Raw genomic sequence first — 22,994 nt, forward strand, 5'->3', positions numbered from 1 at the left:
CCTGCAGACAATTTCTTCGGAGAGAAAAATGAAAGTTTATTACGACAAAGACTGCGACCTGAGCCTGATCAAGGGCAAAACCGTCGCCATCATTGGTTACGGCAGCCAGGGCCACGCCCACGCGCAGAACCTGAACGACAGCGGCGTCAAGGTCGTGGTCGGCCTGCGCAAGGGCGGTGCATCCTGGCCCAAGGTCGAAAAAGCCGGCCTCAAGGTCGCTGAAGTGGCTGATGCCGTCAAGGCGGCCGATGTCGTGATGATCCTTTTGCCTGACGAGCAAATCGGCGCTGTCTACAAGAACGACGTGGCTCCCAACATCAAGCAGGGCGCCTCGCTGGTGTTTGCCCACGGCTTCAACGTGCATTACGGTGCCGTGATCCCGCGCGCCGACCTCGATGTCTGGATGGTCGCGCCCAAGGCTCCCGGCCACACCGTGCGCAACACCTACACCCAGGGTGGCGGCGTGCCCCACCTGGTCGCCGTGCATCAGGACAAGAGCGGCAAGGCCCGTGACCTGGCCCTGAGCTACGCCATGGCCAACGGCGGCGGCAAGGCCGGCATCATCGAAACCAATTTCCGCGAAGAAACCGAGACCGACCTGTTCGGCGAGCAGGCCGTGTTGTGCGGCGGCACCGTCGAGCTGATCAAGGCTGGTTTCGAGACGCTGGTGGAAGCCGGCTACGCGCCGGAAATGGCCTACTTCGAGTGCCTGCACGAGCTCAAGCTGATCGTCGACCTGATTTATGAAGGCGGCATCGCCAACATGAATTACTCGATCTCCAACAACGCCGAATACGGTGAATACGTGACCGGCCCGAACATCGTGACCTCGGCCACGAAAGAAGCCATGCGCAAGTGCCTGAAGGACATCCAGACCGGCGAATACGCCAAGAGCTTCCTGCTGGAAAACCAGGCCGGTGCGCCAACCCTGTTGAGCCGCCGACGCCTCAATTCCGAGCACCAGATCGAAATCGTGGGCGAAAAACTGCGCGCCATGATGCCTTGGATCGCGAAAAACAAGCTGGTTGACCAGACCCGCAACTGACGGAGCTACCGGGCATCTTCAGGCCCGGCCAGGTTCAGCTTCAAGCCGCGCAGGCCACCTGCGCGGCTTTTTTTATTGTTGCGCCCGACCGTTTGGTATCCTCTGGGCATGACTGAATCACTCTCTGCACCGTACCCCGGGCGCACCTCTTTTTCCGAAACGTGGAGCACCTTCCATGCATGACGGCCACGACCCTGAAATCGAGGCCGAGGAAGCTGTTCCGCGCAAACGGCGCAAGGGCATTTACATCCTGCCCAATCTTTTCACGCTCGCCGGGCTGTTCGGCGGGTTTTACGCCATCGTGATGGCCATGAACGGCCGCTTCGACCAAGCGGCGATCGGGGTATTTGCCGCCATGGTGCTCGACAGCCTGGACGGTCGCGTGGCACGCATGACCAACACCCAGAGTGCTTTTGGTGAGCAGATGGATTCACTGGCGGACATGGTCTCGTTCGGTGCGGCGCCGGCACTGATTGCCTATGTGTGGGCGCTGACGAGCCTTGGCCGCTGGGGCTGGATCGCCGCTTTTGTCTACTGCGCCTGCGCAGCACTGCGGCTGGCCCGGTTCAATGTCAACACGGCGGTCGTCGACAAACGTTTCTTTCAGGGCCTGCCCTCACCGGCGGCGGCGGCGCTGGTCGCTGGCTTCATCTGGTTGATGACCGAGGCCGGCGTGCGCGGCGAGGAAGTTCGCTGGCTCATGTTTGCACTGACCCTGTACTCGGGTCTGACCATGGTGACCAACGTGCCGTTTTACAGTTTCAAGGACGTCAGCCTCAAGCGCAGCGTTCCGTTTGCCGTCATCGTTCTGATTGCCCTGGGCATTGCCGTCATCAACATCGACCCGCCCACCGTCATGTTTGGCCTGTTTGTCATTTACGGCCTGTCCGGCTACGTGCTGTATGGCTGGCGCAAGGCCAAGGGTCAGCAGACCAGCGTGATCTCGACCTCGACCGACGAGCCGGATGAACGCGGCCTGCACAAATAGGCGCCGTCCGATTTCCTCCGGCCAGACCCCGGCCATAATTTGTGGTACATTGAATTCCATGAAACGAATTTCGCTTGCACTATCGCTACTGGACCGACACGGGCTCAGGCGATAGCGCACGCGCGCGATTCCAAACGGCCCGTATGCAAACGCAGCGGGCCGTTTTGTTTTGGGCTGCGTTTTTTGATTACCAGACCGACCTCTCAGGAGAACAAGCATGGCAGATAAATTGATCATTTTCGACACCACATTGCGTGATGGTGAGCAGTCGCCCGGTGCGTCGATGACGCGTGATGAGAAGCTGCGCATTGCCCGCCAGCTCGAACGCCTGCGGGTCGATGTGATCGAGGCCGGCTTTGCCGCCAGCTCCAATGGCGACTTCGAGGCGGTGCAGGCGATTGCCAATGCCATCAAGGACTCCACCATCTGTTCGCTCTCGCGCGCCAACGACCGGGACATTTCCCGCGCGGCAGAGGCGCTCAAGGGCGCCAACAGCGCCCGCATCCACACCTTCATTGCGACCAGTGCCCTGCACATGGAAAAGAAGCTGCGCATGAGCCCGGAGCAGGTGCTGGAGCAGGCCAAACTTTCGGTACGTTTTGCACGCAACCTGGTGGCCGATGTCGAGTTCAGCCCGGAAGACGGCTACCGCAGCGATGTCGACTTCCTGTGCCGCGTCATTGAGGCCGTGATTGCCGAAGGTGCGACCACGATCAACGTGCCCGACACGGTCGGCTACGCCGTCCCCGAGCTGTACGGCAACTTCATCAAGACGCTGCGCGAGCGCGTCCCCAACAGTGACAAGGCCGTCTGGTCGGTGCATTGCCACAATGACCTCGGCATGGCGGTGGCCAATTCTCTGGCGGGTGTGAAGATTGGCGGTGCCCGCCAGGTCGAGTGCACGATCAACGGCCTGGGCGAGCGCGCCGGCAACTGCTCGCTCGAAGAAATTGTCATGGCCGTGCGCACGCGCAAGGACTATTTCAACCTGGAGATGAACATCGATCCGGTGCATATCGTGGCGGCCAGCCGCATGGTCAGCCAGACCACCGGGTTTGTGGTGCAGCCCAACAAGGCTGTGGTCGGGGCCAACGCCTTTGCCCACGCCTCCGGCATCCATCAGGACGGCATGCTGAAGGCGCGCGAGACCTACGAGATCATGCGTGCCGAAGACGTGGGCTGGAGCTCCAACAAGATGGTGCTGGGCAAACTCAGCGGGCGCAATGCCTTCAAGCAGCGCCTGCAGGACCTGGGCATCCAGATGGACAGTGAGGCCGACACCAACGCTGCGTTTGCCCGGTTCAAGGAACTGGCCGACGGCAAGAGCGAGATTTTCGACGAGGACATCCTGGCGCTGGTCAGCGACGAAAGCGTGACCCACGAGAAGGAGCAATACGGCTTTGTTTCGCTGTCCCAACACAGCGAAACCGGCGAGCGGCCACAGGCGACGGTGGTTTTCACCGTTGACGGCAGGGAAGTCCGCGGCGAGTCGGATGGCAATGGCCCGGTGGATGCCTCCCTCAAAGCCATTGAAACCCATGTCAAAAGCGGTGCAGAGATGGTGCTTTACTCCGTGAACGCGATCAGCGGATCGACGGAGAGCCAGGGGGAAGTCACGGTGCGTCTGCAAAACAGCGGGCGTGTGGTCAATGGTGTCGGCGCTGATCCCGACATCGTGGTCGCGTCTGCCAAGGCCTATCTGAGTGCCTTGAGCAAATTACAAAGTAAAGCTGACCGGGTTGCAGCCCAGGGTTGATTCGAAAAGTTTTAAAAAACCTTTTATATTCAACAGTTTAGTAAAAATTTGTGGTTTTTTTCACGCCTGAAAACCACTTGGAGCCTGTCTTCACTGTTGCGTTTAGGAAAGTCACGCAAGCTTTTGATATTGCGTGACTTTTTCTATTTGTATACACTGCGGTTTCGTATTAATCGCATCTGGAGACGAATCAATGTCCATCACGCTGAATTCGATTTTCAAACAGACCTTACAGGTCGTTGGAATTCTTACCTTTTCGGCCGCCTTGATTTCGCCTGCTGCGGACGCCGCCACCGCGAAGCGCCAGATCGTTAAAAAGTCACACGCCGCAAAGACGGTGTCGAAAACGGTGATTTCCAGCCGGAAAAGCGCCCGCTTCGTTTCCAAATCCCCGCGGAGGTCCGTGGTGATCGTGGCCTCGCCGCCCCGGTTGTCATACGGCCAGCTCGCGGGCCTGCACAGTGCACAGGACCCTCTTGACCTGAAATCCAGCGTGGCCCTGGTGATCGATCAGGATACCCGGGAAGTGCTGTTCAGCAAAAACGACCATGCAGTGCTTCCCATCGCTTCGCTGACCAAGTTGATGACGGGCGTGATCATCAGCGGCGCGCATCTGCCGATGGACGAAACCGTCACCATCACCCAGGACGACGTCGACACCGAAAAGGGCAGCAGCTCCCGCCTGCGCGTGGGCGCCAGCCTGACACGCGGCGAACTGCTGCATCTGGCGCTGATGTCCAGCGAGAACCGTGCCGCGCACGCGCTTGGCCGCACTTACCCGGGCGGCTTGTCCACCTTCGTGGGCCTGATGAACGCGAAAGCCAGAATGCTGGGCATGAAGGACACCCGTTATGTGGAACCGACCGGGTTGTCCAGCCAGAACCAGTCCAGCGCCCAGGACCTGGCGACGCTGGTCAACGCTGCCCATGCCGACCCGGTTCTGCGCGAGTTGTCCACCTCGACCGGCTACCAGGTTGCCGTCGGGCGCCAGACTCTGCAGTACAACAACACCAACCGCCTCGTGAAAAATCCCGAGTGGGAAATTGGCCTGCAAAAAACCGGCTACATCTCAGAAGCCGGCCAATGCCTCGTCATGCAAACCAAAATCGCAGGGCGCAAGCTGATCATGGTTTTTCTTGATTCGGCCGGCAAATTGAGCCGCCTTGGCGACGCAGAGCGCGTCCGTCGCTGGGTCGAATCGCAACCTGTCGGTGCACCCAAAATCAGCGCCACTGCCCAGCCTAATAACGGCTGAGTTGCGTTTTTTCCGCTGGCCGGACAACCGGTCGGTCCGCTAGGAATGCTACTAAAAGTGTAGCTGCCAGCGCACAGCGGACAAGGGCCAGGGCCAGGGCCCGTTTTTACTTGAAGTTGTTGGGTTTGTAGCCCAGCGCCGCCGAGATCTCGCTGGCGGTGGACTGCAGTTTGGGCAGCCAGTTTTCATCCAGCCGGTCGGCCGGTGCAGAAATCGACAGTCCCGCCACCAGCTTGCTCTGGTCGTCGTAAATGCCGGCAGCCATGCAGCGCACCCCCAGCTCCAGTTCCTCGTTGTCGCGGGCAATGCCGTACTGGCGTGCCTTGGAGAGCTCGCGCTCCAGAACCGCCAGCTGGGTGATGCTGTTTTTGGTCTGACCGGGCAAGCCGGTGCGGGTGGCATACGTGCGCAGCCGCTGGGGGTCGTCAAACGCCAGAAACAATTTGCCGACCGACGTCAGGTGCAGCGGCGCGCGCCCGCCGATGGCGCGCACCACCTGCATGCCCGAGCGTTCGCTGTAGGCGCGTTCGACGTAAATGATTTCATCGCCCTGGCGCATGCTCAGGTTGACCGGTTGCTGGATCAGCCGATGCAGTTCGCGCATGGGCGTGAGCGCTGCGTCGCGCACGCTCAGGCGTGCCTTCACCAGGTTGCCCAGTTCCAGCAGGCGCATGCCAAGCCGATAACTACCGGCCACAGGCCGGTCTACAAACCGGCCTGTGGCCAGGTCGTTCAGGATGCGGTGCGCTGTCGACGGGTGCAGGCCGGATTTCTCGCTGATTTCCTTGAGCGAGACGGCTTCCTCGCGGCCCGCCAGAATCTCCAGCAGGGTGAACATGCGTTCAATGACCTGAACAGTGGGTTTGGCAGGTGAGGCGAGGGAATCTTGCTTTTTCATGGGGGCGACCTTCACCAGATTTTAGCTGGTGAAATCACCACCCCGTTGCCGGCCGCCGCGTTGCCTTGACCTGCCTCATGGGCGGGTACTCAGATTGCGCTGGCTGGCGCTTGGGTTGCGGAGTTCACCCATTGCCCGTCGACCAGGATCTGGTTCGGCAGAAAACGGGCCTTGTAACTCATCTTCGGGCTTTCGGCGATCCAGTAGCCAAGGTACACGTGGGGCAAGCCCAGTTGCCGGGCCTGCTCGATCTGCCAGAGCACGCTGTAGGTGCCATAACTGGTGTGCACGTCGGGCTCGTAAAACGTATACACCGCCGACACACCGTCTTCCAGCACGTCGAGGATGGACACCATTTTCAGCGCCCCGGCTTCGCCATTGGGCAGGGTGTCGCGAAACTCCACCAGGCGCGAGTTGACGCGGCTTTGCAGCAGAAACTGCGTGTACTGGTCGATGCTGTCATGGTCCATGCCGCCGCCGGCGTGGCGGCCGTTCTGGTAGCGCAGGTAGAGCTGGTAGTGCTCGGGCATGAAGCACAGCTTGAGCACACGAACCTGCAGCGCCTGGTGCTGCTTGCGGGCGCGGCGCTGGCTGCGGTCCGGCTGGAAAGTCGCCACCGGCACGCGCAGGGGCACGCAGGCCTGGCAGCCGTCGCAATAAGGACGGTAGGTGAACATGCCGCTGCGGCGAAAGCCTTTGGTCACCAGCTCCGAGTAGGCGGCGTTGTGAATCAGGTGGCTGGGGGTGGCGACCTGCGAGCGGGCCTGCCTGCCCGGCAGGTAGCTGCAGGGGTAGGGCGCTGTTGCGTAAAACTGCAGCGTCTGGAGGGGCAGGTCTTTGAGGTGCGTCACGTCGTCCGGTCGTTCTGTGGGCTCGCCGTCAATAGCTGCTGCCAGTATAGGACGTCGAACTCCCAGCGGGGTGACGCATGGGCCGCGAGGGTGGCCACCTGCCGGGCAAATTCCGCGCGGGGAATTTCTGCAGCGCCTAGCGAGGCCAGGTGCCGCGTGTTCTGCTGACAGTCAATCATGGGCAGGCCTCTGGCCCGGCAGAAAGCCACCAGCGCCGCCAGGGCCATCTTGGACGCATCGGTCTGGTGGGCAAACATCGACTCGCCAAACACCATGGCACCCAGGTTGACGCAATACAGCCCGCCGACGAGCCGGCCGTGGACCCAGGTTTCCACGCTGTGGGCGTAGCCGGCCCGGTGCAGGGCGGTGTAGGCCTTGACCATGTCCGGCACGATCCAGGTGCCCGGCTGGCCGTCGCGTGGCGTACTGGCGCAGGCGTGGATCACTTCCGGAAAAGCCGTGTCAAAACGGATCTCATGACCGGCTGCACCGATAAAACGCAGCAGGGTTTTGCGCAACGAGCGGTGCAGTCTGAAATTGTCGGTGCGCAACACCATGCGCGGGTCGGGGCTCCACCACAGGATGGGCTGGCCGACCCCGAACCACGGGAAGATGCCCAGCGCATAGGCCTGCCGCAAGGTCGTCACATCGAGCGAGCGCCCCGCAGCCAGCAGGCCAGGTGCCGGATCACCCTCGGCCCACGCCGTTTCCACCGGAGGAAAAAGTTCGTCCGCATCCAGCCAGGGCAGGGGGTGGGGTGACTTGCGCATGGCAGGGGTGTGAGGCAAGGGTGTGGGCTGGCGTGCTGGTTGCCTGCGCCGGCGGCGCATGGACAGCACCTGCAAATGGTAACCCCGCCAACGAAAAAAGCCTGGACGTTGTGCACGTCCAGGCTTCAAATTTGGCTCCCCGTCTGGGGCACACGGGGAACCAAAACGATTGTTCTGGGTAGATGGAAACCCTTGCCACGCGTGGCTTGATGCTGTAGCTCAGTGTCTACGGAAGGCTGTCTATTGGAAAGACGGGTTACACGCCATTGAGATACCCAACCATCCAATCGCCAAAGTCGAGTGTGACGCTGGGTAATGAGACTTGGGCAAGAACGGCTCGGAAGTCTTCCGCCCGCCCCCACCATTCGTTGATAGGAAACGCTGTCCCTGCAAAGCTAAGGTGATACCCAACTGGCACTGATTGACCAATATTTGCGGGTGAAAGAACAGCAATAGCTAATAACCCGAAAATCACGCGGTCCGACAGGTGAACTTTTCCTGCTTCTATCTCCATGTTAGTGATTTGGGCGGGACCTGCTGCATCGGCAATCAGGTCAAACCCATCGGGAAGCTCGGCACCGTGACCATGCGTACACCGATGAATCCCGTATATGACGTCTGCAATATCCGGCAGGCCACCAGCAGCCTTGGGATACGGTACTTTTACCGGCCATCGCGTTTTCACAAGGTCAATCCCCGGTGCTCCCATCGGTCCGAATAGCGAATAATTATCGCGCACAAACCCCGTGAATCGAGCGTTGCTACCTAAATCGGGGCGTAACTTTCTAGCAGTTCCATCCACTGCATTGCAAGCATGCAGCATGGCGAATTCAGCTTCACCTTTTTCCCAGTCCTCTATCGCTTTGCGGACTGAATCTCCGACTTTCGCCATTTCAAGCCCCCTTGACGTAAATAATAACTGCGGAGCCCAACTCATCAAGGTTACGCTGGTGCGAATTGTCACCAACTCCCCCAAAGGCTCTCGCAAATGAATGATCCCAGCCAAAATGCTATACACCAAAAAATCAGTATGACGTCGATCGGACTGGACGGGACGATGCCCGCGGTGCCGGATGGGGATGTGCCGATTTATAAGCTGGAAGGGCCTATAGCTAGGCGCATGATCGACCTTCAATTGCACCGATTTGACCTGGAATTCGTTGCCGCTTGTCTCAAGCTGCTACTTCCATATCACACACCTGTCATTGAGCGCGAGGCTATTTGGAATGCCGCGATGGTCCGATTCTTCAAATGTTTTGCGAGTCCAGCCGTAGGGGGGCGAACTCAACTTTCTGCAACAAGAGTATTTCGGTCCGAGCCTTCCGCCGCGATGGTGTCTTTCCGCCGGCTCGAAACGCTGCGCAACAAGACACTCGTGCATGATGAAAACTCCTGGACTCAAGGTAAGCTTGGTGTTGGGATCAAGATTGATCCAGCCACCGGCAAGAAGTTTATGAATCTCCCGTTGTTCTACATGAGTCTTGTAGCAACTACGCTGGACGACGAACACGTAAGTAATCTCACCCTCCTCACCCAGTGCGCAATTAAATGGATAGACGAAGAGTACAAAAGGCTGGAAATTGAGCTGGTTGAGCGATTAAAACAGGAGAGCGCAGCAACGCTCATGGCCGCTGGGCGGCTGACATACACCTCTCCTTCACACGAAACTGCTGGACAGAGCAAGTTGGCCTAGCTGAAGTTGCGCGGCTCACTCTCAGCGCCAAGGATCAGTCATGTCTGAACAGCGACGCAGCGTAGAACAGGTCGCCATCGATATGGGTTCTCGAACATCGTCACGCAGCGTTTCGACATCGATGAATTACCGATCTGGTCTGCGGTGCCGAATAGTTGAACACCATCGCGCCTGCACGAAGAGCTAACTTGTCACGTTTTATCGGCTTTATCGTCCGTTGACCCGCTCTTCTCTGCCACGCAAGCCAGCAATTCAGTCCCGAAAAGGGCGGCCAACGTCATAGCAAACTGTGGGCTTTTGAACGCGGGATGAGCAGGGACTACATGAATCAGCTTGCTAATGCCGCGTTTGTTCAGCGCTTTGTTGTAAATGGTTGTGGTGGCGATGGTCGTGCCATCTTTGCGCTTGTAAGAACCCATGATTGCTTCTCCGAGAAGAGTAGACGTCTCAGCAATCAGCATATACAAAATTCGCCGAATTGCGAATCTAGATTCTTTTCAAAGAAAAAGCCGTAAGTTGTTGAAACTTACGGCTTTTTGCGTGCATGTTGAATGCATTTATCGTGGCTCCTCAACCTGGGCTCGAACCAGGGACCTACGGATTAACAGTCCGGCGCTCTACCAACTGAGCTATTGAGGAATACAGCCTAAGATTATAGCCTGACTTTTTTGGACTTCTGGCTCAGGATTGAACTCGGGGCCGAGAATTCAGGCGCTGATCCCCGGCGCGCATGACGCCAAGCGGCTTCCCCGATAATCCGGCATCGCCTTTGCAGGGCCTGACCCACCGGGAAACACTTTTCTCCATGAGCTACACCACTTTTGAATTCGAGTACCCGCGCGTGTTGTCCATCGCGGGGTCGGACAGCGGCGGCGGGGCGGGCATCCAGGCGGACCTGAAGACTTTTGCCGCGCTCGGCTGTTACGGCATGACGGCGATCACGGCGCTGACGGCGCAGAACACCCGGGGCGTGCGGGCCATTCACGGTGTGCCTCCGGCCATGCTGTGCGACCAGATCGATGCGGTGGTCGAGGACATCGGTGTGGACGCCGTGAAGATCGGCATGTTGCATTCACCCGAGATTGTGTTGGCCGTGGCCGAGGCGATTGAGCGCCATGCGCTTGAAAAAATTGTGCTGGACCCGGTGATGGTGGCCACCAGCGGCGCGGTGCTGATTGACAACCCGGCCATCGAAGTTCTGGTGCGGGAGCTGTTTCCGCGCGCGGTGCTGGTCACGCCCAACCTGGACGAAGCTGCCCTGCTGGTCGGGCGGCCGCTGAACAATGCAGATGACATGGAGTCGGCCGCCCACGAACTCTTGGGCAAGGGCGCACGCGCGGTGTTGCTCAAGGGCGGGCATCTGCCGGGCGACACGGTGATGGATCTGCTGCTGACGGCAGCGGGCGAAAGGCACTGGATGCATGCGCCGCGCATTCACAGTGCCAATACGCATGGTACGGGTTGCACGCTTTCTTCCGCCATTGCGGCCGGACTGGCCTTGGGGCAGCCCTTGCTGGAAGCCGTGGAGATGGCCCGGGCTTACGTACGTGCGGCACTGCTGGCCGGCGCCAGGGTGAAAACCGGCGCCGGCAGCGGGCCGCTGAACCACGGGCATGCGCCCCTGGCCATGCGGCTCAAGCCCTTGAACCCGCTCAAGCCGCGGGGCTGAGTGCGCGTTCTCCGGTGGCCGGTCCGGAACGGGCGCGGGTCACACGCGCGAGCACAAAGGTCAAAGCCAGTGTGGGCAGCGCCGCGCCCCACTCGGGCGCGAGTTTGGCGCACAGGTGGTAGGTGGCCACGCCCAGCACCCAGATCACGACCGCGCCGACATTGACTTTTTTGGCTCCCACCAGCGCGGCCACATTCGGCGTACCGGCCAGGCGCGCCAGGATCACGCCGTAGAGCGGCACAAACACCGAACTGAGCATCAGCAGGAAAGGCTCGAGACTGTGCATGGGCAGCACCAGCGCCAGGCCGGTGCACAGGACGGCGAGGGCCATGCCCCAGCGGGGCAGGCTCCAGCCGGGTTTCAGGCTGTGGCCCGCGACCGAGCCGGAATACAGGTCGCCATAGGCGTTGTCCACTTCGTCGATCAGGATCAGGCCCAGGGCGATCAGCCCGCCTTGCGCCAACAGCAGCGCGGCAACCAGATCGGTACTCGGTGTGGTCAGTGCAATCAGCACGCCCAGGCCGTAACACCAGGTGTTGGCAATCGCGTAACCCAGCCAGGTGCCGCGCAGCGCGCTTTTGCCGTCGCGGCCATGGCGGGCGAAATCGGCCACCAGCGGCAGCCAGGACACCGGCATGGCAATGACCAGGTCCAGGGCCGACAGCGTGCTCATGCCGCCTGCGCCGGGACGGTTCCAGATTTCCTGCCAGCCTTGCGCGTGGGCGCGCCCGAGGAACTGCCAGGTCAGCCACAGCAGCGAGGCAATCACCAGCGGCAAGCCATAACGGCCAATGAATTTGCGCACCAGCTTGACCATGGAGCCCGACAGCAGCGCAATCAGCACGCCGCCCCAGAGCAGGGTAGCCAGCACCGGCCAGAAGGAGGCGACAAATGAACCCGACTGCCGGGCGATGGCGACCGTGCCGTCCCGCATGACCACCAGTTCGAAGGTGGTCCAGCCGATCAGCTGCACGATGTTGAGCAGCACCGGCAGGCGCGCAAAGCTGCTGCCGTAGGTGGCGTGCATCAGGCCGGCACTCGACAGGCCGCTGTCGCAGCCGATCTTGGCGGTCCAGGCCAGCAGGCCGGCGCCGAGGATGGATCCGACCACAATCACCGCCATGGCCGCCTGGGTGCCGAGGGCGGGCACCAGGTAGGCGCCGATCTGCATGACCAGCAGGCCGACGCCCAGGCTGAGCCAGAGCGCGGCGTGTTCGCGCCAGCCGAACAGGCGGTCTCCCTGGGCCAGGGGCGTGAGTGCGGTATTGGGGGTAGCGGGTAGGGTGGCCATCAACTTTTCCTTGTGTCAATGGCAGGTCGGCTTGCGAGGGCGCGCGCAGGGTCGAAAACCCCGTGCCGCGCCCTGGACATGCTTCCCTGCGCGAGGATTACCTCAGTCAGGTTCAAAGGGACTTTCTCAGTCGCCACTTGCGTGGCAACACCCCCAGCGAATGCGCTCCTCCTGGAGCGCCTGCTGGATTCTACGGCAGGCGCTGCATGGCGTGCGGCAGGGTCACAGCCGTCGCACCGGTTTGTGTCGCCAGACCAGCCGGTAGTAGGCGGTCTGCATCACCAGCATGGCGGTGAACGCCACCGGGTAGGCCACCCAGATACCGTTCAGGCCGATGTGGCGGCTCAGCAGCCACGCCACGGGCACTTCAATGGCCAGGATGGCGGTGATCGAAATCGCGGTGGGCACCAGCACGGAGCCGCTGGCGCGCATCACACCCGAGATGGCCGCCGACATGCCGAAGATGACCGTGCTCCACAGCATGATGTGCAGCAGGGTCTGGGCCGTTTCGATGACCGGCGCGCTGGTGATGAACAGGCCGATGATGCTGCGCGAGAACAGGTAGGCCAGCAGCACCAGGCCGCCGGTCACCACCAGGTTGAGCATGATGGCCGTGCGCGCGATGGTGCCCAGGCGTGCGGCATGGCCCGCGCCTATCGCATGCGCGCCGAGGATGGAGGCCGTGATTGCAATGGAGATCGCCGGAAACTGCACGTAGGCCACGATCTGGTTTACCGCGCCGTAGGCGGCGGTGGCCTCGGAGCCGAAGCGGTTGACCAGGAACAGCACGGCCACTTCGGCAAGCGAGACGATGACCATCTGCAGGCCGGTGGGCAGGCCGATGTGCAGGACCTTCCCGAGGATGGCGCGGTCGATCTTCATGTGCTGCAGAAACCGGGCGTCGGGTGCCAGCGCGTGGCCCTTGCGCCGCAGGTACCAGGCCAGCCAGGCCAGCGCCACCGTGAAGGACAGCACCGCACCCCAGGCGCCGCTGGCGACTCCCATTTGCGGCAGGCCGCCCCAGCCGCGGATCAGCGCCGGTGTCACGACCAGGCCCACCGCGGTGGACAGCAGCAGTGCCAGCAGCGGCGTCAGCGTGTCGCCCACGCCGCGCATCATGGAGGTGACCAGCAGGAACACGAACAGGCCGGGCATGGCAATCAGCATCACGCGGGCATAGGCGGTGGCGCCCGGCAGGATATCGGCGGGTGTTCCGAGCAAGGTGAGCAGCAGGCCGGTGAAGGTTCCGCCGAACACCGCGACGGCCAGCCCGGCCAGCAGGCCGACGCTCAGCGCGGTGCCGGCAATGGCCTTGACCCGGTCCGGCTCCTGGGCGCCCCAGGCCTGGCCGATCAACACCGAGGCCCCGGCACCGAGCCCGATGACAAAGGAAATGAAGAAGAACATGACAGGAAAGAAGGCCGACACCGACGCCATCGCGCTGACGCCGAGCATCTGGCCGAGGTAGACGTTGTTGATGGTGCCCGACAGCCCCTGCAGGATGTTGCTGGCCATCATGGGGCCCAGGAAGACGAGAAAAGCCTTCCACATCAGCGGTGGTCGGGAGCTCATGCCGCGTCCTTTCCATCAGCCGCAGTGAACGCATGCCGGGCCAGGCCTTGTGCATGGCTGCGCAGGTCGGCCGGCCAGTCCTGGGTCTGCTCGTCGAAGCGAGCGCTGTCGCCTGCGAACAGCGCGCGGCTGGCCTCTTCAAACCCCGGGAGACTGCTGGCGATGGCCGACATGAAACGGTAGGCCACCTCCTGCGCGCGGCGCATGCGGTCCTTGCCCTCGTGGGTGCGGCGGGCTTCCTCGACCAGCTTGCGCAGCGCCACCGACGCGCCGCCGGGCTGGCTGCCCAGCCATTCCCAGTGCCGCGGCAGCAGGGTCACCTCGCGCGCAATCACGCCCAGCCTGGGCCGGCCCGGGCCGCGCGGTGCGTACTCCGGCTCCGGCGTGGCCGGGGCATCGCCGCCCTCCGCCAGTCCGGACGTTTGCAGGCGGTCCAGTACATCCGCTTCGCTGCCGCGCAGGTCCAGCTCGATCAGCTCGCTCGTCAGGTCGTCAAACACCAGAATGGTTTTCTGCCGGCCCTGGTCGGCGACGGCCTTGACCTTCAGGGCGACCTCGCGCAAGGGGCCGGTGGCGATGCGGCGGCTTTCCTCGAAGGCCGTGTAACACCGCTGCGGGGAGGTGCTGGCCGTGGGGCCGGACGATGGGGTCATGGTTTCTTTCAGTGTGAATGGAACACGGTGGCGCTGGCCAGCTCCTGCTCCGTGGGCGGCTCGAACTCGCGTTCCATGAAATCGAACATGGGCGCGCTGACCTCAAAAGAAAAGGTGTCGCCCTTGTCGATGTTCCTCTGGAGCACGCGCTGGCGCCTGACATCAAGCGGCGCATTGACAAAGTGAAGCTGTGCCGGATATTGGGCAGCACTGGCCATCGACAGGAATTCAGTCCGGTTGTTGACCTTCATGAATCCGAGATCCAGCACCACATGTCCGCCTGTGCCGGCAATGGCTGCCGCGGTGGCCCAGATGCGCTTCTCGCACCTTTGAACGCGTTCCATGATCCATGCAAAGTTCATGGGAGTCGGCAGGTCGGGGCCATACAGCTGGCCCATCCAGTCGTCGATCGACAGCCGAACGCCCTCGATACGGTCTGCGAGCTGACGCGCATAACTTGATTTGCCGGCGCCTTGCGGCCCGAAGACTAGGTAAACGGTTCCCATAGTGTTCTCTCTTGCTGGACCAGTTGGAGGAGTTGTCTGGCCTGCCGTGGTCGTCGGCCTGCCTTTTTTCGATGCAATAAATATTACCCGGATATAAATAGCGTGTCAATATTACCCGGATGAAATTGCGTCTAAAAAACGACAGGCAAAGAAAAGGCCCGCACATGGCGGGCCTGACAGGGGGAGGGGTTGTCGCCCGGTGGTCAGTCGAAGACGGGCGTTTCCACACCGAGCACCTTGTGCAGCTTCGGGCTGGTGGTGGTGTACTGAAGGTGGATTTTCTTGTCCGGAAAAATGAAGGGGGCCGCGCCAAAAGCGGCAAGCGCGCATTCATGAAAGCCGCTGAGGATCAGCTTTTTCTTGCCGGGGTAGGTGTTGATGTCGCCAACCGCAAAGATGCCGGGCACATTGGTCGAGAACTTCTCGGTATCGACCTTGAGCTGCTTGCGCTCGATGTCCAGGCCCCATTCGGCGATCGGTCCAAGCTTGGGCGACAGGCCGAAGAAAACCAGCATCACGTCGAGCGGCACCACGCGGGTCACGCCGTCGGCACCGGTGACCTTGGCGCCGGTGAGTTTGCCGTCCTTTTCCTCGTAACCTGTGACCTGACCAACGATGAACTGCATCTCGTAGCTGTCGCACAGCTCCCGCATCTTTGCGACGCTGGCCGGGGCGGCCTTGAAACCGTCGCGGCGATGGATCAGGATCACGCTTTCGGCCTTGTTCGGGCCTTCCTTGGCGAAATTGAGCGCCCAGTCGAGCGCGGAATCGCCGCCGCCCACGATCACCAGGTTTTTGCCGGCAAAGTCGGCCGGTGACTTGACGCGGTAAAACAGCTGCGTGTTGTCAAACTTGTCGAGGCCGTCAACCTTCAGCAGACGTGGCTGGAAAGCCCCCACGCCGGCCGCAATAAAGATGGTTTTGGTCAGGAACTGGGTGCCTTTGGAGGTCTGCACAAAAAAGCGGCCATCCTCCTGTTTTTCAACAGTGCTGACTTCCTGACCGAAGTGGAACGTCGCGCCAAAAGGCTCGATCTGCTTGAGAAGCGAGTCGGTCAGTTCCTTGCCGGTGCACATGGGCACGGCGGGAATGTCGTAAATCGGCTTGTCCGGGTACAGCTCGATGCACTGGCCACCGGGGTAGGCCAGCGAGTCGATGACATGGGCCTTGATCTCCAGCAGGCCGAGTTCAAACACCTGGAACAGACCGACCGGGCCCGCGCCGACGATGACCGCATCGGTTTCTATCGGGCCATCGTGCGCGGCAGCCGTGTTGATCACTTCCTGGTTCAGTTGAGGTTCCATGAGGCTTTTTCGGAGTTTCAGTTTGAAGAGGATGGGCGGGCGCTCAAAGTGCGGCGGAATGCGTTTTCAGCGAATGAGCTGGTCCAGCTTGCTGGTGACGTCCTTCCACTCTTCGGCATCGGGCAGGGCTTCCTTGCGCTTGGTGATGCTTTTCCAGCCGGGCGCGTTGCTCAGTTCGACATTGATCTTGATGAAATTGACCTGGTCGGCCGGCACGTCTTCTTCGGCATAAATGGCATTGACCGGGCACTCCGGAATGCAGACCGCGCAATCGATGCATTCGTCCGGATCGATCACCAGCATGTTGGGGCCTTCGCGGAAACAGTCCACGGGACAGACGTCCACACAGTCGGTGTATTTGCAGCGGATGCAGGATTCGGTAACGATGTGAGTCATGTTGTTCTTGCGGGATCGGTGGAAACCCTCAATTTTAAGAGGATTCCGTGAGCAGGGTTAAGTCGGGTGCTTGATAGCGTCTGATCCTGATCAAAGGATCAGCACGGCGCCCGAGGTCTTGTTCGATGCCGTGTCCACCAGCACCAGCGAGCCCAGGACCCGTGAGCGGGCATAAGGCAGGGTGGCCAGCGGCGCCTGCAGGCTCAGTTCGATGTGGCCGATGGCATTGGGCGGCAACTCGCTGGCGTCTTCCTCGGCCAGGGTATTGACGTCGAGCTTGTGCACGATACGTTTGACCTTGGCCTTGACCCAGCGGTGGCCGTGCAGTGCCCAGTAGACGCGACCAGCAACCAGCGGCTCGTCGTCCATCCAGGCGACAGTGACCGACAGTTCGCGCGTCGGCTCAAAGGTATCGGCCGCCAGCAACCAGTCGCCGCGTGACACATCAACTTCCCGGTCCAGCACGATACCGGCGCTGTGGCCGGCCAGCACGGCCAGGGGCTCACGGGTGTGGTCGAGCACCTGGGCCACCACGGCGGTCTGCCCGCTGGGCAGCACGGTGACGGTCTGGCCCGGCTGCACACCGCCGGTGGCCACGCGGCCCCAGAAGACGCGGCGGCCTTGTGAAGTGTCTGCGGACGAGGAGAATTTTTCCACCCACTGCACCGGGAAGGCAAACGCCTCGGTGCTTTCCGCGGGCGTGGCTGGCAGGTGCTCCAGCAACTGCAGCAGCGACAGGCCTTCATAGCCGCACCAGCCGGGGCTGGCGTCCACCACGTTGTGGCCCTTGAGCGCGGAAATCGGCACGATGGCCCGGACCGGGATTTGCGCGGCGCGCGCAAAAGTCGTCAGTGCCGCGCTGATGTTGTTGAAGGCCAGCGTGGGGTCTTCCACCGCGTCGAGCTTGTTGACCGTGAACACAATCGACGGCACACGCAGCAGGTTGACCAGCAGCGAATGGCGACGGGTTTGCGGCAACAGTTCCATCGAAGGGTCTTTCCAGTCCAGCTTGGTCGCATCGACCAGCACCACGGCGGCGTCGGCGCTAGACGCCGCCGTGACCATGTTGCGTGTGTACTGCTCGTGGCCGGGCGCGTCGCCGATGATGAACTTGCGATTTTCGGTGGCGAAGTAGCGGTAGGCCACGTCGATGGTGATGCCCTGCTCGCGTTCGGCCGACAGGCCGTCGGTCAGCAAGGCCAGGTCGGTCTCGCCGCCGCGCTGCACACCGGCAAGGTGGTCCTGCAGCACGGCCTTGCTGTCCACCAGCAGGCGGCCGATCAGCGTGCTTTTGCCGTCATCGACCGAGCCGCAGGTGATGAACTTCAGCGCGGATTTCAGGTCATTTTGGCCTGTAGCGACCGCCAGTTGTGCGCCGCCAGCTATCAAATTGGTAGTGGTTGTGGTTGTGCTTGTGCTCATGTCAGTCTCAAAAATGTAGGCAAAGGCCTTGATCAGTGGGGGCCGCGGGTCCGGCTCCGCCGGCCCGCAGGCGCCGCCCCTTGGGGGGAAGCAGGCAAAGCCTGCCCGGGGGAGAACTAAAAATACCCGTCTTTCTTGCGCTTTTCCATGGACGCATCGGACGTCTTGTCGTCCATGCGGGTGGCGCCGCGCTCGCTCACATCGGCAGCCAGGGTCTCGATCACGATCTCGGCGGCCGTGGCGGCCGGGCTGTCCACCGGGCAGGTGCAGGTGATGTCGCCCACGGTGCGGAAACGCACGGTTTTCTCGACCACCTGCTCCCCATCACGCGCGGGTGTGAGGTCGGTCACCGGCACCAGCAGGCCCTTGCGTTCGACCACCTTGCGCTGGTGCGCGTAATAGAGCGAGGGCAGGGCGATGGCTTCGCGCTCGATGTATTGCCAGACGTCGAGTTCGGTCCAGTTCGAGATCGGAAACACGCGGAAGTGTTCGCCGGGCTGCAGCCGGGTGTTGAACAGGGTCCACAGCTCGGGCCGCTGGGCCTTGGGCTGCCACTGGCCGAAGCTGTCGCGGTGCGAGAAGATGCGCTCCTTGGCCCTGGCCTTTTCCTCGTCGCGGCGCGCGCCACCGATCAGCGCGTCGAAACGGAACTCGTCAATGGCCTCGAGCAAGGTCACCGACTGGTGCACATTGCGCGACTCGCCGGGATGGGCCAGGCGCACGGTGCCGCGTTTCATCGAGTCTTCAACATGGCGCACGATCAGCTCGGCCCCCAGCTCTTTCGCGCGCAGGTCGCGGAAGTCGGTGACCTCGTGGAAGTTGTGGCCGGTGTCGATCATCAGGAGCGGGTAGGGAATGCGGCCCACGCCGAAGGCCTTCTCGGCGCACTTGAGCATGACCAGCGAATCCTTCCCGCCCGAAAACAGCAGGGCCGGGCGCTCGAAGGCGGCGGCCACCTCGCGCAGGATGAAGATGGTTTCTTCCTCGAGCGCGTCGAGGTGGGCGTTGGACAGCCGCGCGATGGATGTCGTCGGGTCGGCTGGTAGAAGGTTGGAAGGTGTGCGGGCGTTCATAAGTCAGTGTGCGAGGTGCAAGCCGCATTCGCGGTTGTCCTCGCCCTTGGTGGGATCCACGTAGTCGAAGTTGTTGGGCAGGCCGTTGATTTCACAGTACTGGTAAAGCTCTTTGGACGACCAGTGCAGGAGCGGCGCGACCTTGATCAGCCCGTCGGGGTTGACGCTGACCGGGTCCATCTGGGCGCGCACGGCGGTGTCGGTGGCGCGCAATGCGGTGAACCAGACCTGGGGCGCCGTTTCGCGCAGTGCGCGGGCAAAGGGCTCGAGTTTCACTTCTTCAGTGAAGGCCGCATGGCGCGGATCGTCCAGCGCCGGGGTCGGGCCTTCCACGGCCTCGCGGTGCGCACGCGATCGGCGCGGCAGATAGATGTGCAGGTCCAGCTTGAGCAACTTCGTCACTTCGTTGGCGAAGCGGTAGGTGGCGTCGGTGTTGTAGCCGTTGTCCATCCAGACCACGGGTACCTTCGGGTTGGCGCGCGTCACCATGTGCAGTATCACCGCCTCGAAGGGGCGGAAATTGGTGGTGACGATGGCTGGCCGGTCCAGTCCCACGGCCCAGTTCACCAGGCCCTGCGCGTTGTGGCCGAGTTCTGCGTTGATTTTTTCGAGGTCGAGGGTCATGGTGTTCAGGCCGTAGCCCCTTCCTCTGCTTCCTTGAAATGGGGTTGTACGTCCACGGCATCGCCCTGGTATTTGCCAACGCCGTAACCAGGATAGGCCGCCAGCACGCGTTCGGCAGTCGCCATGTCCTGGTCGGCGCGGAGTACGGCAACGTCAAAGCCGCTGCGCTCCATCTGCGCGAGCTGGTCGGCCAGCACGTCGCCGGTGGCACGTATCTCACCCTCGAAGCCACGCCGGCGGCGCAGCAGAAAGGCCTGGCTGAAGGCGCGGCCATCGGTAAATTTCGGGAAGTGCAGGTCGATGCGTGTCACGCCTTCGAGCGAAGCCTGCAGTGGGTCGGCGTCGTTGGCGAGCACCAGGACGGCGCTGTTTTCAATGACGGTGTGGTCGGTAAAGGGCAAAAGTTTCATTCGGTTCTCCTCAGGCGGCCACAGCAGTGGCGGCAAAACGCGAACCTTTGGCGGCTTCCTTGAAAGGGTCCATGCCGACGCGGCGCAACGTTGAAATAAAGGTCTCACCGGCTTCTCGCTGGCTGCGGTAGGTGTCGAGCACGGCTTCGATCACTTCGGGAACTTCGGCGGCGGAAAACGAAGGTCCGACGACCTTGCCCGGCACCGGCGCGCCGCTCAGCGTGGAGCCGTCGGAGCCGCCCAGGGTGACCTGGTACCACTCCTTGCCGTCCTTGTCGACGCCCAGGATGCCGATGTGGCCGCTGTGATGGTGGCCACAGGAGTTGATGCAGCCGCTGATGTGCAGGTCGATCTCCCCGAGGTCATGCAGCTCGTCCATGTCCTGGTAACGCTCGGTGATGGCCTCGGCGATCGGGATGGAGCGTGCATTGGCCAGCGAGCAGAAGTCGCCGCCGGGGCAGGCGATCATGTCGGTCAGCAGTCGGATGTTGGGGCGGGCAAAACCCGACTTGCGCGCGGCGCGCCACAGCTCGGGCAGCTCGTCGCAGCGCACCCAGGGCAGCAGCAGGTTCTGGTCGTGGGTGACACGGACCTCGCCGGCGCTGAAACGGTCGGCCAGGTCGGCGGCCGTGTCGAGCTGGTCGGCGGTCGCGTCGCCGGGCGCCTGGCCCAGGCGTTTGAACGACAGCGTGACGCAACGCAGGTCGGGGTTCTGGTGCGGGGCCACGTTCTGCTTGAGCCAGCGGCCGAACTCGATGTCGTCCTCGGCGGCGGCGCGCAGGATGTTGGCGATCTTCGCATCGGCGCTTTTGCGGTCGCAGTTGAGCGTGGGCGGCACAAACGAAGCGGTGACGCGGTCCAGCTCGGCCTGCGTGATGGTGTGCGGGCCACCGTCGTGTTCCATGATCTGCAGGTACTCGGCCTCGACGTCGTCGATGTACTTCTGGCCCTCGGCCTTGACCAGGATCTTGATGCGCGCCTTGTACATGTTGTCGCGCCGGCCATAACGGTTGTACACCCGCACGATGGCCTCGATGTAATTCATGACCTGGTGCCACGGCAGGAACTCGCGGATCACCGTGCCGATGATGGGCGTGCGGCCCATGCCGCCACCGACCAGCACCTTGAAGCCCAGCTCGCCTTCGGCATTGCGGATCAGGTGCAGGCCGACGTCGTGCCAGGCGGTGGCGGCGCGGTCTTCCCTCGCGCCGCTGATGGCGATCTTGAACTTGCGCGGCAAAAAGGCGAACTCGGGGTGCAGGGTGCTCCACTGGCGCAGGATCTCACCAAAAGGCCGCGGGTCGGCGATTTCGTCGACCGCGATGCCGGCACGTTCGTCGCTGGTGATGTTACGTATGCAGTTGCCGCTGGTCTGGATGCCGTGCATGTTGACGCTGGCCAGCAGGTCCATCACGTCGGCTGACTTGTCGAGCGGAATCCAGTTGTACTGGATGTTCTGCCGCGTCGTGAAGTGGGCGTAGCCAGCCGTCAGTTTGGACGCCACCGACAGGCCGCTCTTGAGGTTGACCGGGCCGAGCTTGTCCTGCTTGGCCTGCGCGTCATTGAACAGCGCGGCGTTGGGCTGGTCGTACTCGCGCGCAATCCTGGCCAGCACGCGTACCTGCGCGCTGGACAGTTCGCCATAAGGCACCGCGACGCGCAGCATGGGTGCGTAACGCTGTACATACCAGCCGTTTTGCAGACGCAGGGGCCGGAAGTCGTCTTCGGCCAGCTCGCCGGCCTGCCAGCGGCTCAGCTGGTCGCGGTACTGGGCGGCGCGGGCTTTCACAAACTGGCGGTCAAATTCGGTGTATTGGTACATGGCGGTCAGGATCAGGTGATTCAGAAGGTCAGAAGGTCAGAGGGTCAGATGGCAATGAGTTTGGCGCCGGCATAAGCCAGCAGCACGGAAAGCAGGGAGCGTATCCAGCGGTCCGGCGTGCTGTTGACCAGGCGCGAACCGAGCCAGATGCCGGGCAGCGAGCCGGCCAGCAGTTTGGCCAGCAGCAGCCAGTCAACTGAGCCGATGGACGCGTGGCCGAAACCGGCCACCAGCGTCAACGGCACCGCATGGGCGATGTCGGCGGCCACAATGCGCGGCAAGGGCAGGGCGGGGTAAAGCAGCATCAGCACAATCACCCCGATGGCGCCGGCGCCGACCGAAGTCAGCGTCACCAGCGCCCCGATCACTGCGCCGAACAGCATCGGCAGGGCCCAGTGGCGGGCCTGCGTGGCTGCGGCCAGGGCGGCCGGTTCAATCTGGCGCGGCGCGGCCTTGCCATAGATGGCTTTGTAGAAGGTGGCGCACGCCGTCAGCAGCAACGCCACCCCCAGCGTGGTGGTCATGACGGCCTGGGCCGCCGGATTGGCTGGTCCGACAAGATGCAGCACATACAGCGTGGCCAGCGAGGCCGGAATGCTGCCGGCGGCGGTCTGGCCGACAATTTTCCAGTCCACCAGCCGGGACCGGGCCAGGCCGACCGTGCCGCCCAGCTTGGTAAAAGCGGCAAACAGCAGGTCGGTACCGATGGCCAGGTGCGGCTTGACGCCGAAAAAGAAGATCAGCAGGGGCGTCATCAGCGAGCCGCCACCGACCCCGGTCAGTCCCACCACGAGACCGACGGCAAAACCCGCGAACACAAAAGCAAAATCATGCATAAGCCGGGGACTTTAGGGCGACGGCTTATGAAAACAAACTACAGATTTGTTGTTCGCTTATGCGAATAAGCTTATTTCCCAGTGTTCATGCGGCTTTCCGGGCCTGATCACTGAATTCCGTGTCATCGGGACAACGCCCTCGGCAACAACTGGAGACAAG

23 protein-coding genes, 1 tRNA gene and 1 riboswitch are annotated in these 22,994 nt (G+C 62.1%); of the genes, 6 read left to right on the forward strand and 18 right to left on the reverse strand.

The genetic code is table 11. The features are described from left to right. Window positions 1-28: 28 nt before the first annotated feature. The 4 genes from ilvC (at window position 29) to pbpG (ending at window position 5,044) form a co-directional block, all read left to right on the forward strand. Window positions 29-1,045 carry a ketol-acid reductoisomerase gene (gene ilvC, locus PSV26_RS16805; protein ID WP_300520291.1) on the forward strand — a complete coding sequence of 339 codons (1,017 nt, stop codon included), beginning with the start codon at window positions 29-31 and terminating at the stop codon, window positions 1,043-1,045. Window positions 1,046-1,220: 175 nt separating this feature from the next. Next, window positions 1,221-2,033, forward strand: a complete 813-nt coding sequence (pssA, locus tag PSV26_RS16810; RefSeq protein WP_300572273.1) for a CDP-diacylglycerol--serine O-phosphatidyltransferase — start codon at window positions 1,221-1,223, stop codon at window positions 2,031-2,033. Between the two features lie 217 nt (window positions 2,034-2,250). Beyond that, window positions 2,251-3,789 (forward strand): 2-isopropylmalate synthase, encoded by a 1,539-nt coding sequence (locus tag PSV26_RS16815; RefSeq protein WP_300520295.1) that lies wholly within the window; start codon window positions 2,251-2,253, stop codon window positions 3,787-3,789. Window positions 3,790-3,982: 193 nt separating this feature from the next. Further along, the gene (pbpG, locus tag PSV26_RS16820) at window positions 3,983-5,044 is read left to right on the forward strand and encodes a D-alanyl-D-alanine endopeptidase (RefSeq protein WP_300520298.1); all 1,062 of its coding nucleotides are present in this window, start codon (window positions 3,983-3,985) and stop codon (window positions 5,042-5,044) included. A gap of 106 nt (window positions 5,045-5,150) precedes the next feature. On the opposite strand, the gene PSV26_RS16825 is transcribed toward pbpG, so the two are convergent. The 4 genes from PSV26_RS16825 to PSV26_RS16840 form a co-directional block, all read right to left on the reverse strand. Beyond that, window positions 5,151-5,942: an IclR family transcriptional regulator gene (locus tag PSV26_RS16825; protein ID WP_300560760.1), complete on the reverse strand. Its 792-nt coding sequence runs from the start codon at window positions 5,940-5,942 to the stop codon at window positions 5,151-5,153. Between the two features lie 89 nt (window positions 5,943-6,031). Next, a complete protein-coding gene (locus PSV26_RS16830; RefSeq protein WP_300572275.1) occupies window positions 6,032-6,793 on the reverse strand; it encodes an arginyltransferase in 762 nt (253 codons plus the stop codon). Further along, the gene (aat, locus tag PSV26_RS16835; RefSeq protein ID WP_300572277.1) at window positions 6,790-7,563 is read right to left on the reverse strand and encodes a leucyl/phenylalanyl-tRNA--protein transferase; all 774 of its coding nucleotides are present in this window, start codon (window positions 7,561-7,563) and stop codon (window positions 6,790-6,792) included. The genes PSV26_RS16830 and aat overlap by 4 nt, the downstream gene beginning before the upstream one ends. A 256-nt stretch (window positions 7,564-7,819) precedes the next feature. Next, complete coding sequence (locus PSV26_RS16840; protein ID WP_300572279.1) at window positions 7,820-8,527, reverse strand: hypothetical protein; 708 nt, start codon at window positions 8,525-8,527, stop codon at window positions 7,820-7,822. Between the two features lie 24 nt (window positions 8,528-8,551). Here PSV26_RS16840 and PSV26_RS16845 point away from each other — a divergent pair, with 24 nt between their 5' ends. After that, window positions 8,552-9,256 carry a hypothetical protein gene (locus PSV26_RS16845; RefSeq protein ID WP_300572281.1) on the forward strand — a complete coding sequence of 235 codons (705 nt, stop codon included), beginning with the start codon at window positions 8,552-8,554 and terminating at the stop codon, window positions 9,254-9,256. Window positions 9,257-9,447: 191 nt separating this feature from the next. Here PSV26_RS16845 and PSV26_RS16850 read toward each other — a convergent pair whose 3' ends face one another. Both PSV26_RS16850 and PSV26_RS16855 read right to left on the reverse strand, forming a co-directional pair. Continuing rightward, window positions 9,448-9,675 (reverse strand): hypothetical protein, encoded by a 228-nt coding sequence (locus PSV26_RS16850; RefSeq protein ID WP_300572283.1) that lies wholly within the window; start codon window positions 9,673-9,675, stop codon window positions 9,448-9,450. A 144-nt stretch (window positions 9,676-9,819) separates the two neighbouring features. Beyond that, window positions 9,820-9,895 (reverse strand) — tRNA-Asn (locus tag PSV26_RS16855). A 166-nt stretch (window positions 9,896-10,061) separates the two neighbouring features. Here PSV26_RS16855 and thiD point away from each other — a divergent pair. Continuing rightward, complete coding sequence (gene thiD / locus PSV26_RS16860; protein WP_300572285.1) at window positions 10,062-10,925, forward strand: bifunctional hydroxymethylpyrimidine kinase/phosphomethylpyrimidine kinase; 864 nt, start codon at window positions 10,062-10,064, stop codon at window positions 10,923-10,925. Here the strand turns inward: thiD and PSV26_RS16865 are convergent. The 12 genes from PSV26_RS16865 to PSV26_RS16920 form a co-directional block, all read right to left on the reverse strand. Beyond that, window positions 10,909-12,216, reverse strand: a complete 1,308-nt coding sequence (locus PSV26_RS16865; RefSeq protein WP_300572287.1) for a cytosine permease — start codon at window positions 12,214-12,216, stop codon at window positions 10,909-10,911. The two genes, thiD and PSV26_RS16865, sit on opposite strands and share 17 nt — an antisense overlap. A gap of 66 nt (window positions 12,217-12,282) precedes the next feature. Beyond that, window positions 12,283-12,381: riboswitch (TPP riboswitch) on the reverse strand. Between the two features lie 57 nt (window positions 12,382-12,438). Further along, window positions 12,439-13,788, reverse strand: coding sequence for an MATE family efflux transporter (locus PSV26_RS16870; protein ID WP_300572289.1), 1,350 nt, complete (start codon window positions 13,786-13,788; stop codon window positions 12,439-12,441). Next, the gene (locus PSV26_RS16875) at window positions 13,785-14,441 is read right to left on the reverse strand and encodes a DUF2239 family protein (protein ID WP_300572291.1); all 657 of its coding nucleotides are present in this window, start codon (window positions 14,439-14,441) and stop codon (window positions 13,785-13,787) included. The genes PSV26_RS16870 and PSV26_RS16875 overlap by 4 nt, the downstream gene beginning before the upstream one ends. An 8-nt stretch (window positions 14,442-14,449) precedes the next feature. After that, window positions 14,450-14,947 (reverse strand): ATP-binding protein, encoded by a 498-nt coding sequence (locus PSV26_RS16880; protein WP_300572293.1) that lies wholly within the window; start codon window positions 14,945-14,947, stop codon window positions 14,450-14,452. Between the two features lie 203 nt (window positions 14,948-15,150). Further along, on the reverse strand, window positions 15,151-16,251 hold the full coding sequence (locus PSV26_RS16885) for an NAD(P)/FAD-dependent oxidoreductase (RefSeq protein WP_300572295.1): 1,101 nt from the start codon (window positions 16,249-16,251) through the stop codon (window positions 15,151-15,153). A 66-nt stretch (window positions 16,252-16,317) separates the two neighbouring features. Beyond that, entirely contained in the window at window positions 16,318-16,647 is a 330-nt protein-coding gene (gene fdxA / locus PSV26_RS16890; RefSeq protein WP_096695755.1) for a ferredoxin FdxA, read from the reverse strand. A gap of 90 nt (window positions 16,648-16,737) precedes the next feature. Next, entirely contained in the window at window positions 16,738-18,069 is a 1,332-nt protein-coding gene (locus PSV26_RS16895) for a GTP-binding protein (protein ID WP_300572297.1), read from the reverse strand. A gap of 116 nt (window positions 18,070-18,185) precedes the next feature. Continuing rightward, window positions 18,186-19,142, reverse strand: coding sequence for a sulfate adenylyltransferase subunit CysD (cysD, locus tag PSV26_RS16900; protein ID WP_300520330.1), 957 nt, complete (start codon window positions 19,140-19,142; stop codon window positions 18,186-18,188). A gap of 3 nt (window positions 19,143-19,145) precedes the next feature. After that, the gene (locus tag PSV26_RS16905) at window positions 19,146-19,766 is read right to left on the reverse strand and encodes a phosphoadenosine phosphosulfate reductase family protein (RefSeq protein ID WP_300572299.1); all 621 of its coding nucleotides are present in this window, start codon (window positions 19,764-19,766) and stop codon (window positions 19,146-19,148) included. 5 nt (window positions 19,767-19,771) lie between these two features. Continuing rightward, window positions 19,772-20,176, reverse strand: a complete 405-nt coding sequence (locus PSV26_RS16910; RefSeq protein ID WP_300520336.1) for a DUF934 domain-containing protein — start codon at window positions 20,174-20,176, stop codon at window positions 19,772-19,774. Window positions 20,177-20,186: 10 nt separating this feature from the next. Beyond that, complete coding sequence (locus tag PSV26_RS16915) at window positions 20,187-21,998, reverse strand: nitrite/sulfite reductase (protein WP_300572300.1); 1,812 nt, start codon at window positions 21,996-21,998, stop codon at window positions 20,187-20,189. Window positions 21,999-22,042: 44 nt separating this feature from the next. Then, window positions 22,043-22,834 carry a sulfite exporter TauE/SafE family protein gene (locus tag PSV26_RS16920; protein ID WP_300572302.1) on the reverse strand — a complete coding sequence of 264 codons (792 nt, stop codon included), beginning with the start codon at window positions 22,832-22,834 and terminating at the stop codon, window positions 22,043-22,045. Window positions 22,835-22,994 lie beyond the last annotated feature (160 nt).

This window comes from Polaromonas sp. (genome assembly GCF_029945685.1).
Lineage (GTDB): Bacteria > Pseudomonadota > Gammaproteobacteria > Burkholderiales > Burkholderiaceae_C > Polaromonas.